Annotated in this window: 14 protein-coding genes and 5 tRNA genes; 1 reads left to right on the forward strand and 18 read right to left on the reverse strand. The window is 53.3% G+C overall.

Going from position 1 to position 15280, the window contains the following annotated elements:
* Positions 1-304: 304 nt before the first annotated feature.
* From rplL to AC1VYI_RS23365, 11 genes are all read right to left on the reverse strand, one after another.
* Positions 305-670 carry a 50S ribosomal protein L7/L12 gene (gene rplL, locus AC1VYI_RS23315; protein WP_002445276.1) on the reverse strand — a complete coding sequence of 122 codons (366 nt, stop codon included), beginning with the start codon at positions 668-670 and terminating at the stop codon, positions 305-307.
* Positions 671-736: 66 nt separating this feature from the next.
* Positions 737-1234, reverse strand: a complete 498-nt coding sequence (gene rplJ, locus AC1VYI_RS23320) for a 50S ribosomal protein L10 (RefSeq protein WP_003862338.1) — start codon at positions 1232-1234, stop codon at positions 737-739.
* 291 nt (positions 1235-1525) lie between these two features.
* Positions 1526-2230 carry a 50S ribosomal protein L1 gene (rplA, locus tag AC1VYI_RS23325; RefSeq protein WP_006810530.1) on the reverse strand — a complete coding sequence of 235 codons (705 nt, stop codon included), beginning with the start codon at positions 2228-2230 and terminating at the stop codon, positions 1526-1528.
* Between the two features lie 3 nt (positions 2231-2233).
* On the reverse strand, positions 2234-2662 hold the full coding sequence (rplK, locus tag AC1VYI_RS23330; RefSeq protein WP_008503452.1) for a 50S ribosomal protein L11: 429 nt from the start codon (positions 2660-2662) through the stop codon (positions 2234-2236).
* Between the two features lie 155 nt (positions 2663-2817).
* On the reverse strand, positions 2818-3363 hold the full coding sequence (gene nusG, locus AC1VYI_RS23335; protein WP_002438628.1) for a transcription termination/antitermination protein NusG: 546 nt from the start codon (positions 3361-3363) through the stop codon (positions 2818-2820).
* Between the two features lies 1 nt (position 3364).
* A complete protein-coding gene (gene secE, locus AC1VYI_RS23340) occupies positions 3365-3748 on the reverse strand; it encodes a preprotein translocase subunit SecE (RefSeq protein ID WP_014068449.1) in 384 nt (127 codons plus the stop codon).
* A 225-nt stretch (positions 3749-3973) separates the two neighbouring features.
* Positions 3974-5158, reverse strand: coding sequence for an elongation factor Tu (gene tuf, locus AC1VYI_RS23345; RefSeq protein WP_023309456.1), 1185 nt, complete (start codon positions 5156-5158; stop codon positions 3974-3976).
* Positions 5159-5276: 118 nt separating this feature from the next.
* Positions 5277-5352 (reverse strand) — tRNA-Thr (locus tag AC1VYI_RS23350).
* A 6-nt stretch (positions 5353-5358) separates the two neighbouring features.
* A tRNA-Gly gene (locus AC1VYI_RS23355) sits at positions 5359-5433 on the reverse strand.
* 117 nt (positions 5434-5550) lie between these two features.
* Positions 5551-5635, reverse strand: a tRNA-Tyr gene (locus AC1VYI_RS23360).
* 8 nt (positions 5636-5643) lie between these two features.
* Positions 5644-5719 (reverse strand) — tRNA-Thr (locus AC1VYI_RS23365).
* 317 nt (positions 5720-6036) lie between these two features.
* On the opposite strand from AC1VYI_RS23365, the gene coaA reads away from it, so the two are divergent.
* Positions 6037-6987, forward strand: a complete 951-nt coding sequence (coaA, locus tag AC1VYI_RS23370) for a type I pantothenate kinase (protein ID WP_032668002.1) — start codon at positions 6037-6039, stop codon at positions 6985-6987.
* Between the two features lie 44 nt (positions 6988-7031).
* Here coaA and dppF read toward each other — a convergent pair whose 3' ends face one another.
* The 7 genes from dppF to eptB form a co-directional block, all read right to left on the reverse strand.
* Positions 7032-8045 carry a dipeptide ABC transporter ATP-binding subunit DppF gene (gene dppF / locus AC1VYI_RS23375; protein WP_023309965.1) on the reverse strand — a complete coding sequence of 338 codons (1014 nt, stop codon included), beginning with the start codon at positions 8043-8045 and terminating at the stop codon, positions 7032-7034.
* Positions 8042-9025, reverse strand: coding sequence for a dipeptide ABC transporter ATP-binding protein (gene dppD / locus AC1VYI_RS23380; protein ID WP_008502772.1), 984 nt, complete (start codon positions 9023-9025; stop codon positions 8042-8044). Before dppD ends, dppF begins: the two co-directional genes overlap by 4 nt.
* 10 nt (positions 9026-9035) lie before the next feature.
* On the reverse strand, positions 9036-9938 hold the full coding sequence (gene dppC, locus AC1VYI_RS23385) for a dipeptide ABC transporter permease DppC (RefSeq protein ID WP_023309963.1): 903 nt from the start codon (positions 9936-9938) through the stop codon (positions 9036-9038).
* Between the two features lie 9 nt (positions 9939-9947).
* Positions 9948-10967: a dipeptide ABC transporter permease DppB gene (gene dppB, locus AC1VYI_RS23390; RefSeq protein ID WP_023309962.1), complete on the reverse strand. Its 1020-nt coding sequence runs from the start codon at positions 10965-10967 to the stop codon at positions 9948-9950.
* A 160-nt stretch (positions 10968-11127) separates the two neighbouring features.
* Positions 11128-12735, reverse strand: coding sequence for a dipeptide ABC transporter periplasmic-binding protein DppA (gene dppA, locus AC1VYI_RS23395; protein ID WP_023309961.1), 1608 nt, complete (start codon positions 12733-12735; stop codon positions 11128-11130).
* 620 nt (positions 12736-13355) lie between these two features.
* Positions 13356-13432, reverse strand: a tRNA-Pro gene (locus tag AC1VYI_RS23400).
* A gap of 91 nt (positions 13433-13523) precedes the next feature.
* Positions 13524-15218 (reverse strand): kdo(2)-lipid A phosphoethanolamine 7''-transferase, encoded by a 1695-nt coding sequence (gene eptB / locus AC1VYI_RS23405; protein WP_047173778.1) that lies wholly within the window; start codon positions 15216-15218, stop codon positions 13524-13526.
* Positions 15219-15280: the final 62 nt, after the last annotated feature.

The raw sequence follows: 15280 nt of genomic DNA on the forward strand, positions 1-15280 counted from the left end.
GCTGACAAGTCGACCCATCTGTCCGACGAAGGGACAGTTTGTGCAACACCATTTTGTGGACCGGAAAATTGAATACTTTCCGCAATACCTGTTGCTATCACGCTTAAATCATTTCGTCGCGATTTACACAGAGCGAGCACCCTGTCGCAATATATTAAGTCGTCGATAGAAACATGCATTGTCAGGACAATCAGCAGTCAAACAGTGTGAAATGCTACTGATGCCTTACAGCGCAAAAAGGCTGGTGACTAAAAAGTCACCAGCCATCAGCCTAATTACTTAGGCTGCAACCAGAAAAGTTGGCTTATTTAACTTCAACTTCAGCGCCAGCTTCTTCCAGAGATTTTTTCAGTGCTTCTGCGTCGTCTTTGCTCACGCCTTCTTTCAGCGCAGCTGGAGCAGATTCTACCAGGTCTTTAGCTTCTTTCAGACCCAGGCCAGTTGCGCCACGTACTGCTTTGATAACAGCAACTTTGTTAGCGCCAGCAGCTTTCAGAATTACGTCGAATTCAGTTTTTTCTTCAGCAGCTTCAGCCGGGCCCGCAGCTACAGCTACAGCAGCAGCAGCAGAAACACCGAATTTTTCTTCCATTGCAGAAACCAGCTCTACAACGTCCATTACGGACATAGCTGCTACTGCTTCAATGATTTGATCTTTAGTGATAGACATTTAAATTGTTCCTGAAAATCAGAATAAGTTTATACGTAAGCAAATGCTTTATAAAGATAACTGCGATTAAGCAGCTTCTTTCGCATCGCGTACAGCAGCCAGAGTGCGAACCAGTTTGCCAGCCGCAGCTTCTTTCATGGTTGCCATCAGGCGTGCAATTGCTTCTTCGTAGGTCGGCAGGGTTGCCAGGCGATCGATTTGCGATGCCGGGATCAACTCACCTTCAAAGGCTGCAGCTTTGACCTCAAATTTTGCATTCGCTTTCGCGAACTCTTTGAACAGACGAGCAGCAGCGCCCGGGTGTTCCATAGAGTATGCAATCAGGGTCGGACCAACAAACGTGTCTTTCAGGCACTCGAACTGAGTACCTTCAACTACGCGGCGCAGCAGGGTGTTACGAACAACACGCATATATACGCCAGCTTCACGACCTGCTTTACGCAGTTCAGTCATTTTGTCTACAGTAACGCCACGGGAATCCGCAACTACTGCAGACAGCGCGCCTTTGGCTACTTCGCTGACTTCAGCAACAATCGCTTGTTTGTCTTGAAGATTTAAAGCCATTAGCTTTGCTCCTGGATGTTTGCCGGAACTCATGTTCCGGAACTCACTTCACTCTCCCCAACGGAAAGAGCGTCTTAATACGGTGAGCAGAAACAAGCCAGAGTATCCAAAAATAATCTTAGCGTTCTGTCACCGTCTACGCAGGGGATTAAGTCTCTTGCGAAACACCTGCGGTCTTCGACGGAGGCCTGGATTAGGCCAGGCTCCAACGAACAAATCTTTTAGCCGCTAACTTTCGTTAGCAAACGTGGGGGTAAGATTGTAGACAAAATCACCGCCCACGTAAAGGCATTAGTTTGCAGCAGCGCTCAGGCCAGCCTGGTCAACTGCAACACCTGCACCCATGGTGGTGGAGATGCTAACTTTCTTGATGTACACGCCTTTCGCCTGAGTTGGTTTTGCTTTTTTCAGCGCAACCAGCAGAGCTTCCAGGTTTTCTTTCAGTTTGTCAGCGTCAAAGTCCACTTTACCGATGGTGGTGTGGATGATGCCGTTTTTGTCGTTACGATAACGAACCTGACCTGCTTTAGCGTTCTTAACCGCTTCAGCAACGTTAGGAGTTACAGTACCCACTTTCGGGTTTGGCATCAGGCCGCGTGGACCCAGAACCTGGCCCAGCTGGCCAACAACGCGCATTGCATCTGGAGAAGCAATAACAACGTCAAAGTTCATTTCGCCTTTCTTGATCTGATCAGCCAGATCTTCCATACCTACCAGTTCAGCGCCGGCAGCTTTAGCAGCTTCAGCGTTTGCACCCTGAGCAAATACAGCTACGCGAACGGAACGGCCAGTACCGTGTGGCAGTACAGTCGCGCCACGAACGTTCTGATCGGATTTACGCGCGTCGATGCCGAGGTTAACGGCAACGTCAACGCTTTCAACGAACTTAGCAGTTGCCAGTTCTTTCAGCAGAGCGATAGCTTCGTTGATGTCGTACTGTTTGGTCGCATCAACTTTGTCACGGATCACGGACATGCGCTTGGTCAGTTTAGCCATTTCTTAGTCCTCCACTACCAGGCCCATGGAACGTGCAGTACCTTCGATTGAGCGAGTCATCGCTTCAATGTCGGCACCAGTCATGTCGGCAGCTTTGGTCTGCGCGATTTCCTGCAGCTGAGCGCGGGAAATTTTACCCACTTTGTCTTTGTTCGGTTTACCGGAACCAGACTTGATACCAGCCGCTTTCTTCAGCAGAACAGCTGCTGGAGGGGTTTTGGTAACGAAAGTGAAAGAACGGTCAGCGTAAACAGTGATTACGACTGGGATTGGCAGACCTTTTTCCAGGGATTCGGTTTTGGCGTTGAACGCTTTACAGAATTCCATGATGTTCACACCCTGCTGACCCAGAGCTGGACCAACTGGTGGACTTGGGTTCGCCATACCAGCTGCAACCTGCAGCTTGACGTAGGCTTGTACTTTCTTAGCCATTCTAAAATCCTCTGATTGGGTGATAGCGCCTCAGGGAGGCTCCCCGTGAATAAAATTCGTTTTACGGGCCGGGCCCATAAAAACAAAAGGCGCGAAATTGTATTCCAATCTCGCGCCCTGTGCAACGATTAAATCGCCGCTTTTTTGATCGCTGCTTAGGCTTTTTCGACCTGCGCAAAGTCCAGTTCTACCGGGGTCGCACGACCGAAGATAGAAACAGAAACTTTCAGGCGGGACTTCTCGTAGTCCACTTCTTCAACCACACCGTTAAAGTCAGCAAACGGACCGTCGCTAACACGAACCATTTCACCCGGTTCAAACAGCGTTTTCGGACGCGGCTTATCACCCACCTGCTGCAGGCGGTTCATAATCGCATCAACTTCTTTGTCGCTGATTGGCGCCGGACGGTCAGACGTGCCGCCGATAAAGCCCATCACGCGCGGTACGCTGCGCACCAGGTGCCAGCTCGCGTCGTTCATCACCATCTGAACCAGCACGTAACCCGGGAAGAATTTACGCTCGCTTTTGCGACGTTGGCCGCCACGGATCTCAACCACTTCTTCGGTCGGAACCATAACTTCGCCAAATAACTCTTCCATGTTGTGTAATTTGATATGCTCACGCAGCGACGTTGCTACGCGGCCTTCAAAACCGGAAAACGCCTGAACGACGTACCAACGCTTTTTAGGGGCTTCAGACATCTTAGAACCTCAGGCCAGTAATAAAGGAAACCAGGCGAACCAGAATACCATCCAGTCCCCACAGGATCAGTGACATTACCGCAGTCACTGCAGCCACGATCAGAGTGGTGTGCAGTGTTTCCTGGCGAGTCGGCCAAATGACCTTGCGGACTTCGGTACGTGCTTCGCGAGCGAAAGCAACGGTTGCTTTACCCTTAGTCGTCAACAGCGCGACACCGCCCGCTGCAGCAATCAGAATCACCACTGCCAGCGCGCGGAGCGGCAGCATCATGTCACGATAAAGATAGTTGCCAACGATTGCCACAATCAGCAGCACGGCAACAGCGACCCACTTCATCGCTTCCAGGCCGCGCCCGCTCCCTTGAGCTTCGGTATTCGCACTCATAAACCAACCTGTCAGAAGAATTCTACAAATAATTTCACCCCGCGATTGCGAGGCGAGCCAAATCGAAATAATCCCTTTATGGATTATACGCTCTCTGCAGAGCCTGTCTCAGCAATGATTATGACAAAAATAATCACTGATGAGCCAGGTTCTGATGTGAAAGCGTGCAAAAAGGGCATCAAATGATGCCCTTTTCATGCGCATTGCGTCAAATGTTATCAGCGATTAGCCGAGAACTTTAGCAACCACGCCCGCGCCAACGGTACGGCCACCTTCACGGATTGCGAAACGCAGACCGTCGTCCATCGCGATTGGGTGGATCAGCGTCACAACCATCTTGATGTTGTCGCCTGGCATTACCATCTCAACGCCTTCTGGCAGTTCGATGGTACCGGTCACGTCAGTTGTACGGAAGTAGAACTGTGGACGGTAGCCTTTGAAGAACGGAGTATGACGGCCGCCTTCGTCTTTGGACAGGATGTACACTTCAGATTCGAACTTGGTGTGTGGCTTGATTGAGCCTGGCTTCGCCAGAACCTGACCACGTTCGATTTCTTCACGTTTGATACCACGCAGCAGAACACCAACGTTCTCACCAGCACGGCCTTCGTCCAGCAGTTTGCGGAACATTTCAACGCCAGTACAGGTAGACTTCGCAGTCTCTTTGATACCAACGATTTCAACTTCTTCGCCAACTTTGATGATACCGCGCTCTACACGACCGGTAACAACGGTACCACGACCGGAGATGGAGAATACGTCTTCGATTGGCAGCAGGAATGGCTTGTCAATCGCACGCTCTGGTTCTGGGATGTAAGAATCCAGGAAGCCAGCCAGTTCGATGATTTTCGCTTCCCACTCTGCGTCGCCTTCCAGCGCTTTCAGAGCAGAACCACGAACGATTGGAGTATCGTCGCCCGGGAAATCGTACTGAGACAGCAGTTCACGAACTTCCATCTCTACCAGTTCCAGCAGCTCTTCGTCATCAACCATGTCGCATTTGTTCAGGAACACGATGATGAAAGGAACGCCTACCTGACGACCCAGCAGGATGTGCTCACGAGTCTGAGGCATTGGGCCGTCAGTCGCAGCAACAACCAGGATCGCGCCGTCCATCTGCGCAGCACCGGTGATCATGTTTTTAACATAGTCGGCGTGGCCTGGGCAGTCTACGTGTGCGTAGTGGCGAGTCGGGGTGTCGTACTCAACGTGAGAGGTGTTGATGGTGATACCACGAGCTTTTTCTTCTGGTGCGTTATCGATCTGATCGAATGCACGAGCAGAACCACCGTAGGTTTTTGCCAGAACGGTAGTGATTGCAGCGGTCAGCGTTGTTTTACCATGGTCAACGTGGCCGATAGTACCGACGTTAACGTGCGGTTTTGTACGTTCAAACTTTTCTTTAGACATCGATTGTCCCTCTAAGACACGGATAAATCGGTGATATCACCACATCAACCAGGCGAAATGCCTGAATTGTTGAATACAGTAAAATTGAAACAGAGAGAAACGGGAAGGAGAAGTGAAGTGGTGCTGATACCCAGAGTCGAACTGGGGACCTCACCCTTACCAAGGGTGCGCTCTACCAACTGAGCCATATCAGCACGTATTGGAGCGGGCAGCGGGAATCGAACCCGCATCATCAGCTTGGAAGGCTGAGGTAATAGCCATTATACGATGCCCGCATCCTGAAACTCGGCTACCCAGTTCTTTCTGTAACAAAAAAAGAGATTTCTCTCTTTTTCAGTTTGAGCTGGCTAATTTTTCCAACCAGCTCCGGCGGCATTTACGCTGCCAGAAAGTGGTGGTGGGGGAAGGATTCGAACCTTCGAAGTCTGTGACGGCAGATTTACAGTCTGCTCCCTTTGGCCGCTCGGGAACCCCACCGGACTTGATGGTGCCGACTACCGGAATCGAACTGGTGACCTACTGATTACAAGTCAGTTGCTCTACCTACTGAGCTAAGTCGGCATCAAGTAGCGCGCATTCTATGGATACCTGCGCGGTCATGCAACTAAAAATTTGCATAAAACGTTCTTTCGCTCACATTTTATGCGAAGAGCGTGTCGGACGCTGTAAAAGTAGTCATTTGAGGTCAAATATTCAACATATCATCGTGATTAGCACCGTATTCACCGTAGCGTGACGGCTTCCGCGTAACGCAGCGCTTTCCATCTTTTTTCTTATTATTCCCGTCATCTGGTGTTAACCTCCTGCCCATTGTCCAAAATTAACTGTGTGATGAGCCATGATCCGACAGTGTGATGCTGGCTCACTGAAGCATGCTTATGAGCAAAAAAGAGCAAACGTTAATGACGCCTTATCTTCACTTTAACCGCAGCCAGTGGGCTGCCCTGCGTGATTCCGTCCCTATGACGCTGACGGAAGGTGAAATCGCACGGTTAAAAGGGATAAACGAAGATCTGTCCCTGGAAGAAGTGGCAGAAATTTATCTCCCCCTCTCTCGCTTGCTTAACTTCTATATCAGCTCGAACCTGCGCCGTCAGGCCGTGCTGGAGCAGTTTCTCGGGACGAACGGTCAACGCATTCCTTATATCATTAGTATCGCAGGCAGCGTGGCCGTGGGTAAAAGTACCACCGCGCGCGTCCTGCAGGCGCTGTTGAGCCGCTGGCCGGAACACCGCAGCGTGGAGCTGATCACCACCGACGGCTTCCTGCACCCGAACGAGGTGTTAAAAGAACGCGGGCTGATGAAGAAGAAGGGCTTCCCGCTCTCTTACGATATGCACCGTCTGGTGAAATTTGTCTCTGACCTGAAATCCGGCGTGCCTCACGTGACTGCACCAGTCTATTCGCACCTGATCTACGATCGCATCCCGGGTGGGGATAAAACCGTGGTCCAGCCGGACATCCTGATTCTGGAAGGTCTGAACGTGCTGCAAAGCGGGATGGACTATCCTCACGACCCGCATCACGTATTCGTCTCGGATTTCGTCGATTTCTCTATTTATGTCGATGCGCCGGAAGACCTGCTGCAAAACTGGTACATCAACCGCTTCCTGAAGTTCCGCGAAGGGGCGTTCACTGACCCGGATTCCTATTTCCACCACTATGCTCAGCTTTCTGAAGAAGAAGCGATCGGCGTGGCCACGGGGCTGTGGAATGAGATCAACTACGTGAACCTCAAAGAGAACATCCTGCCGACGCGCGAGCGTGCGAGCCTGATCCTCACCAAGAGCGAGAAGCACGCCGTCGACCAGATTCGCCTGCGGAAATAATCAAGCAGACATAAAAAAAACCGGCTTAACGCCGGTTTTTTTCGTTATGCCTGTGGCTTCTCGCCATTTTCATCCTGATCGACCGCGAAGCAGGCAACCAGCTGGCCGCCATAATCCTTCAGCTGCGGCTGTAGCTGGGTGCACGGACCGAAGCGGCGACTGCAGCGGGCGTTGAATGCACATCCCGGAGGCGGATTCAGCGGGCTTGGCAGTTCACCCGTCAGCTTAATACGCTCACGACGATCGTCCGGGTTCAGACGCGGCGTTGCAGACAGCAGCGCCTGGGTATACGGGTGACGAGGGTTATTAAAGATCTGGTCTTTAGTCCCCTTCTCCACGCAGCGCCCCAGGTACATCACCATCACTTCATCGGCAATATGCTCTACCACCGACAGGTCGTGGGAGATGAACACGTAAGACAGCCCCAGCTCCTGCTGGAGATCCATCATCAGGTTCAGCACCTGCGCACGCACGGATACGTCGAGCGCGGAGACCGGCTCATCGGCAATCACCACGTCCGGATCGAGCATCAGCCCGCGGGCGATCGCAATACGCTGACGCTGGCCGCCGGAGAACATGTGCGGATAGCGATCGTAATGCTCGGTTTTGAGGCCGACCTTCGCCATCATCGCCAGCGCCTTTTCACGGCGCTGCTCTTTACTCAAATTACTGTTGATCAGCAGCGGCTCTTCCAGAATCTGCCCCACTTTTTTACGCGGGTTCAAAGAACCATACGGGTTCTGGAACACAATCTGGATTTTCTGGCGGCGCAGCTTCTGCGCCTGCGGATCGTGCTTGAGCAGATCCTGCCCCTGATAGTAGAGCTCCCCGCCGGTCGGCACTTCAATCATCGTCAGCAGACGGCCCAGCGTGGATTTGCCGCAGCCTGACTCCCCCACCACCGCCAGCGTTTTACCGCGTTCGAGGTTAAAAGAGACGCCGTCCAGCGCTTTCACCAGGCGTTCAGGGGCAAACAGCCCCTTCTTCACCGGGTAGTATTTTTTCAGGTCGATGGCCTGCAACAGCGGTTGTTGCGTGGTGGCCTGTTGCGTACTCATAGTGTTGGCCTCCCGGCATCATCGAGTGGGTAGTGGCATTTCGACTGACGGCCGTCAGCAAGCTGGTTCAGCTCAGGCTCTTCTGCCCGGCATTTGTCCGTTGCATACGGACAGCGCGGATTAAGCAGACAGCCCTGCGGACGGTCATATTTACCCGGTACCACACCCGGCAGCGACGCCAGACGCGCTTTGTCCTGGGCAAACTCCGGCAGCGCGCGTAAAAGCGCCTGGGTATACGGGTGACGCGGCGCGCGGAAAATATCGTGTGAATTCCCGGTCTCGACCACCTGGCCGGCATACATCACGATGATTTTGTGCGCGGCTTCGGCCACCAGCGCCAGATCGTGCGTAATCAGCACCAGCGCCATATTCTCTTTCTGCTGCAGCTCCAGCAGCAGTTCGATGATTTGTGCCTGAATAGTCACATCCAGCGCCGTCGTCGGTTCATCCGCAATCAGCAGTTTTGGTCGACAGGCAATCGCCATCGCGATCATCACGCGCTGACTCATCCCACCGGAGAGCTGGTGCGGGTAAACGTCCAGGCGTGATGCCGGGTCAGGAATACCCACCTGGTTCAGCAGGTCGATCGCGCGCTGGCGACGGGTTTTCTTATTTCCGCCCTGATGCACCTTAATCGCTTCCATAATCTGGAAACCAACGGTGTAGCAGGGGTTCAGGCTGGTCATGGGATCCTGGAAAATCATCGCCACTTCGGCGCCCACCAGCTGGCGGCGCTGTTTCTCAGAAATGCGCTTCAGATCCTGACCGTTGAACTGCAGGTTTTCCGCCATCACGCGGCCCGGGTAATCAATCAGCCCCATGATCGCCAGCGAGCTCACTGACTTACCGGAGCCGGACTCCCCGACGATACCAACCACTTCGCCCTGATTTACGCTGTAGCTGATGCGGTCCACGGCGCGAAACGGGGTGCCTTCGTCGCCAAAGTGCACCGATAATTTATCTACATTTAATAACGCCATCTCGTGCCTCTTACTGCTTCAGTTTGGGATCAAGCGCATCACGCAGACCATCACCCATCAGGTTAAATGCCAGCACCGTCAGCAGGATTGCCAGACCCGGGAAGGTGACAACCCACCAGGCGCTTTGTGCGAACTGCAACACGTCGGAGAGCATCGTGCCCCACTCCGGTGTTGGCGGCTGCGCACCCATGCCCAGGAAGCCAAGAGCGGCCATATCAAGAATGGCGTTAGAGAAACCGAGCGACGCCTGAACAATCAGCGGCGCAAGGCAGTTTGGGAAGATATTCACGAACATCTGGCGCATCGCACCGGCACCCGCCACGCGAGAGGCGGTGACGTAATCGCGGTTCACTTCCACCAGCACCGCCGCACGGGTTAAACGCACGTAGTGAGGGAGCGCCACGAAGGTCAACGCCAGCGCGGCATTGCCTATCGACGGGCCGAAGATCGCCACCAGCACCAGCGCCAGCAGCAGGCTTGGCAGCGCCAGCATGATGTCAACGATGCGCATGATGATGTTATCAACGATACCGCCGAAGTAACCGGCAACCAGGCCGAGTACAACGCCCATGATCAGCGACAGCACAACAACGAGACAGCCGACCAGCAGCGACAGGCGCGCGCCGTACATCAGACGCGACAGCACGTCGCGGCCCACGTCATCGGTACCCAGCAGGTGCGCCAGGCTGCCGCCGTCCTGCCACGCAGGCGGCGCGAGCAGCGCATCGCGGAACTGGTCCGCCGGGTTATACGGTGCGAGGAAATTCGCAAACACCGCAATCAGGATCATGATTACGACATACACCAGCCCTACCACCGCGCCTTTATTGCGCTTGAAGTAGTGCCAGAATTCCTGCAGCGGCGTCATAGGAACCGGTGCAGCGACCACTTTATTTTGAGTGACTTGTGACATGATGGTCCCTTACTTCTTATGACGAATACGCGGGTTCACCACGCCGTACAGCAAATCGACCAGCAGGTTGACGAGGATAATCATCGTCGCGACCAGCAGTACACCGCCCTGCACAACCGGATAGTCACGGCGTTGCAGCGCGTCAATCAGCCAGCGTCCAAGGCCCGGCCAGGAGAAGATGGTTTCGGTCAGGATCGCCCCCGCCAGCAACGTCCCCACCTGGAGGCCGATAACGGTCACCACCGGCAGCATGGCATTACGCAGCGCATGGACGATGATGACGCGCATACGCGTCAGGCCCTTAGCGCGCGCGGTGCGGATATAATCCTCGCCCAGCACTTCCAGCATCGATGAACGGGTCATTCGCACGATCACCGCCAGAGGAATGGTGCCCAGCACCATGGCAGGCAGGATCATGTGCGCCACGGCATCAATGAAGTTGCCCTCTTCGCCCCAGATAGCCGTATCAATCAGCATAAAGCCGGTGAGCGGGTTGGAGTCATCCAGGAAGACCATATCGCTGACGCGACCGGAGACCGGCGTCAGGTTAAGCTGCACCGATACCAGCATGATCAGCATCATGCCCCACCAGAAGATAGGCATGGAGTAGCCGGTCAGCGCCAGGCCCACGGCGGTATGGTCAAAAATAGAGCCACGCTTGACGGCAGCCAGTACCCCGACAGGAATACCCACCGCAGTGGCGAAAATCATGGCGCAGATGCCAAGCTCCAGCGTCGCTTTAAAACGCGGCACGAACTCGTCCCACACCGGAAGGCGGCTTTTCAGCGAAATCCCTAAATCACCGTGCAACACGCCCCAGATATAGTGGAGGTACTGCTGCCACATCGGCTTATCGAGACCGAGTTCCGCCAGCAGCTGTGCATGGCGCTCAGGGGAAATACCACGCTCGCCCGCCATAATCATTACCGGGTCGCCGGGGATCATATGGACGAAGGCAAAAGTGAGAAGGGTGATACCGATAAACGTGGGGATGACAAGTCCCAGACGTCGGAGGATGAACTGCAACATAACCCGGATTCTCTCTGATGACGCACGACCAGTGGCGTGACGTCTGTATTGCTCACAAATGTAAATTCCCTCTCCCAGCGGGAGAGAGTTAGGGTGAGGGGATGCATGCACGCCCCTCACCCCTGCCCTCTCCAGAGGGAGAGGGAGAACACCCTACTTATTATTCAACCGATACGTTTTCGAAGTGGTGTTTGCCCAGTGGATCTACCACGTAGCCTTTCACTTCTTTACGCACTGGCTCGTACACGGTGGAGTGAGCAACAATCAGCGCCGGAGCCTGATCGTGCATAACAACCTGAGCCTGCTTGTACAGTTCAATACGTTTGTTGTGATCGTCGGTCGCACGCGCCGGCTGGATCAGGTCTTCAAACGGCTTGTAGCACCAGCGAGAGTAGTTAGAACCGTCTTTCGCCGCCGCGCAGCTGAACAGGGTGGCGAAGAAGTTGTCCGGATCCCCGTTATCACCGGTCCAGCCCATCATTACCGCCTGGTGCTCACCCGCTTTGGCGCGCTTCAGGTACTCGCCCCACTCGTAGGTCACAATCTTGGCCTGAACGCCAACCTTAGCCCAGTCAGCCTGAACCATTTCCGCCATACGGCGTGCGTTCGGGTTGTAAGGACGCTGTACCGGCATCGCCCACAGCTCAACGGTAAAGCCTTTATCCTGGCCAGCTTCTTTCAGCAGCGCTTTCGCTTTCTCAGGATCGTAGGTGTAGTCTTTAACGTCGTCGTTATAACCCCACATGGTTGGTGGGATCAGGTTTTTGGCAGCAACGCCAGCGCCCTGGTAAACCGCCTTGATAATCGCTTCTTTGTTCACCGCGTAGGTCAGCGCCTGACGCACTTTCACGTCATCAAACGGTTTCTTCTCGGTGTTAAAGGAGAGATAGCCCACGTTCAGGCCGGCCTGCTCCAGCAGGTTGATGTTCTTGTCCTGCTTCATGCGGGCGATATCAGCCGGGTTCGGGTACGGCATCACCTGGCATTCGTTTTTCTGCAGTTTTGCGTAACGCACGGAAGCATCAGGCGTGATGGAGAAGACCAGACGGTCGATCTGCGGCTTGGTGCCCCAATAGCCTTCGAACGCTTTATACAGAATGCGGGAGTCTTTCTGGTACTGCAGCAGCTGGAATGGACCGGTACCGATTGGGTTCAGGTCAACTTTCTCCGGCGTGCCGGCTTTCAGCATGTTGTCCGCGTACTCTTTGGACAGAATTGAGGCGAAGTCCATGGCCAGGTCAGCCAGGAATGGCGCTTCCGGACGCGTCAGCACGAACTGAACCGTTTTATCGTCCACTTTTTTCACTTCAGCGATCAGGTCTGGCAGACCCATCCCTTCGAAGTATTCATAGCTGCCGCCAGACACTTTATGGTACGGGTTCTGAGCGTTTTTCTGACGGTCGAAGGAGAACACAACGTCGTCGGCGTTAAAGTCGCGCGTTGGTTTGAAATCTTTGCTGTCCTGCCACTTCACGCCCTGGCGCAGGTGGAAGGTATAGGTTTTGCCGTCTTCGCTGACGTCCCACTTCTCGGCCAGACCCGGAATCACTTCCGTGGTACCGGTTTTGAATTCAACCAGACGGTTATAGATCGGTACAGAGCTTGCGTCGTAAGTCGTACCAGAGGTAAAGAGCTGTGGGTTAAAGCCTTCCGGCGAGCCTTCAGAACAGTAAACCAGGGTTTTTGCCTGTACGCTTGCTGCCACGGTCATAGCCACCAGGCTCAGACCAAGCTTCAGCATCCCTGACTTCTTCAAGGAAATACTCATTATTCTGCTCCAATGTGATGTTTTGCTTTGTTGTGTTACGCCGCCAGACCTTTATTTATTTTTTACCCGGTCCGGTCGGTGATGCCCGAAGGCTTTAAAGGGATGGAGAATCCTTTCAGAAGAGCGTTTGAGTTGCAGCGCAGATCGTCCCTGAAATGCCCCTCATGCCCTACAATCTGTCAACAGAATGTGAAAACGTCAATACAGGTGACGGGGATTTACGCTGAGTGTGAGAAACCGCAAACAAAGATTAAAAAAACTATGCATGCCAGTTTTCAGCAGGGAAATTTATGCTACTCGCTATCTTGCAGCACAAGTCTCTTCATATTTCGCAACAATCAGTGATTAACTTTTATTCAGAATGGGTAAATTTTCTTGCAGAATGGTGATTATCTGAGCACTAAATACCGCGAACGTTAAAACGCACAGCGAAAAATGCTGAGGTTATCCATAAGCAACGCGAAAAAAGATCAATCTATATATAAAAAAATACAATGGATTATGTCACAAAATCGTTAACAGGCAGGGAGAAGCAGGCCTAAGGGGCGTTTTGGATACTCTGACGGGATAAGATCATAATGCAAAAAGGGCTAACCTTGCGGTTAGCCCTTTTCAGAATGTGGTCGGCGAGAGAGGATTCGAACCTCCGACCCACTGGTCCCAAACCAGTTGCGCTACCAAGCTGCGCTACTCGCCGAATGCGGAGCGCATCTTACTGCTGAGGTGCGCCCCCGTCAATCCCTTATTTTCAAAAAGCCATTCAACTGGCGATATTCTCGCCAGAGCAGCTACTGCGCGGCTTTTACGCTGTTATCAGGGAGTTTACACCAGTTGTTGTTTTCGTTAATCCCACCGTTCGGTGAGGTATAACCGAGACAACCCATAATGGTGTCGTACAGCTCAACGTGACGACGCGGCACCTTCATATCCGCCTCTTTTTTCAGCTGAGCAAACATCTTCGCCTTCTCCGGATTTTCAAGATACTTATCCGACATCCACATGATCATCGGCACGCGGAACTGTTCCGGCGGTGCCAGCTTGCGCGGCGTACCGTGCAGATGCTCTTTCTCATTGATGGATTCACCGTGATCTGCCGCGTAAATCACAATCGCTTTTTTATCGCGCAGCTGGTCGATCACCCGGCTCAGGAAGGTATCCACGTACAGCACCGAGTTGTCGTAGGCGTTGATCAGCTCCTGCTTGCTGCAGTCTTTATTAATGCCCACGCACTCAGGCTGCCACTTCGCGAAATCACGCGTGTAGCGCTGGTAGTAGCTATAATGCGACCCTTTGGTATGCAGAATAACCAGATGCTTACCCTGCGGATGGTTCTTGAGGGACTGGGACATCTCTTCCAGCAGCAGCATGTCGTCGACGTTTTTGCCGCGGTTACGCGGCTCTGCGCCAATCTGCTCGCGGTACGCGATGTTATCTGCCAGCGTGTTGGTGTAGAACCACATCTCACTTTGCATGGCGAACAGGTCAGAGCTAAATCCAAGCTGCTTCAGCACGGCAAACACGTTCTGCTCTTTCAGCGTGCGTTGCGGGTTATCGCTTGCACCGCCTTCACGCACAAACATGCAGCGCAGCGAGAGCTTGGTTGCGGTATCGCAGGAGTAGCCACGGTAGGCCACCAGGTTTTTCTCCTGCGCCAGCTTTGGCGTGGTATCCCGGTTATAGCCGAGAATACCCATATGATCCCAGCGCGTCGTTTCGCCTATGACAAAGACGACGTACGTATCATCAATCCCGTCGGCTGGCGGCTGGTAGGTGAATTGTTTCGTTGGATTGATCAGCGATTTCACATCACTGGATTCGTCCGCCTGCGCCCAGGCATACAGCCCTAACGCTGACAGCCAGTTAGATGGCAAATACGAGTTTGCCACCACGCCGCCATAGCTTGGCATATCCACGCCCGTCGCTTTTTCGACGCGTTTTTGCTGCGTTTCCATCAGGCGGATAGGCGCCCACACCAGCAGACCGGCCAGCAGGACGACGACGATATTGCGGATCCGCTGTCCACGGGTGCGCAGCTGGCGTAACAGCGTATAGCGGCACGTATTGCTCCAGATAAAGAACAGCGGGATCAGACAGGCTAAAACCGTCCAGACGATAAAGCCTTTCCCTACCACCTCTTTCGAGAGGTCGATATCCGTGGTCATCACCGAGGCAACGATACCGTAACCAATGACCACGTTCATAAAGGTCATGTAATAGCTTGCGGCGGCGGAAATAATCACCACCAGCGAGGCCAAAATTTGCCAGGTACGTCGACCAAAAAGGGACAGGAGGCGTAAGAGGAAGAAGGTCGCGAGAACGGAGCCGAATACTTCAATTGCGGCAAATATACCATTACTTAGGGTAAGGTTTTCAACATACCCTTCCACTCTTCTGAACAGTACCGCGCCATTCAGAAATAATCCGATATAGACAGCCAGCATCAGACACAATCTTTGCTGGGTAAGAGACCTAATGTATTTCATGCAAACAACCCTGGGGGAAGGGGTATAAAGACCCGTCGAATCTCAAAGAGAAAGCGGACAGA

It is taken from the genome of Enterobacter sp. QK-SA4, assembly GCF_056856775.1.

Bases quoted from the DNA above. Each gene is read 5' to 3' on its own strand.
- rplL (WP_002445276.1), bottom strand. From the start codon at position 670: ATGTCTATCACTAAAGATCAAATCATTGAAGCAGTAGCAGCTATGTCC.
- rplJ (WP_003862338.1), bottom strand. From the start codon at position 1,234: ATGGCTTTAAATCTTCAAGACAAACAAGCGATTGTTGCTGAAGTCAGC.
- rplA (WP_006810530.1), bottom strand. From the start codon at position 2,230: ATGGCTAAACTGACCAAGCGCATGTCCGTGATCCGTGACAAAGTTGAT.
- rplK (WP_008503452.1), bottom strand. From the start codon at position 2,662: ATGGCTAAGAAAGTACAAGCCTACGTCAAGCTGCAGGTTGCAGCTGGT.
- nusG (WP_002438628.1), bottom strand. From the start codon at position 3,363: ATGTCTGAAGCCCCTAAAAAGCGTTGGTACGTCGTTCAGGCGTTTTCC.
- secE (WP_014068449.1), bottom strand. From the start codon at position 3,748: ATGAGTGCGAATACCGAAGCTCAAGGGAGCGGGCGCGGCCTGGAAGCG.
- tuf (WP_023309456.1), bottom strand. From the start codon at position 5,158: ATGTCTAAAGAAAAGTTTGAACGTACAAAACCGCACGTTAACGTCGGT.
- coaA (WP_032668002.1), top strand. From the start codon at position 6,037: ATGAGCAAAAAAGAGCAAACGTTAATGACGCCTTATCTTCACTTTAAC.
- dppF (WP_023309965.1), bottom strand. From the start codon at position 8,045: ATGAGTACGCAACAGGCCACCACGCAACAACCGCTGTTGCAGGCCATC.
- dppD (WP_008502772.1), bottom strand. From the start codon at position 9,025: ATGGCGTTATTAAATGTAGATAAATTATCGGTGCACTTTGGCGACGAA.
- dppC (WP_023309963.1), bottom strand. From the start codon at position 9,938: ATGTCACAAGTCACTCAAAATAAAGTGGTCGCTGCACCGGTTCCTATG.
- dppB (WP_023309962.1), bottom strand. From the start codon at position 10,967: ATGTTGCAGTTCATCCTCCGACGTCTGGGACTTGTCATCCCCACGTTT.
- dppA (WP_023309961.1), bottom strand. From the start codon at position 12,735: ATGAGTATTTCCTTGAAGAAGTCAGGGATGCTGAAGCTTGGTCTGAGC.
- eptB (WP_047173778.1), bottom strand. From the start codon at position 15,218: ATGAAATACATTAGGTCTCTTACCCAGCAAAGATTGTGTCTGATGCTG.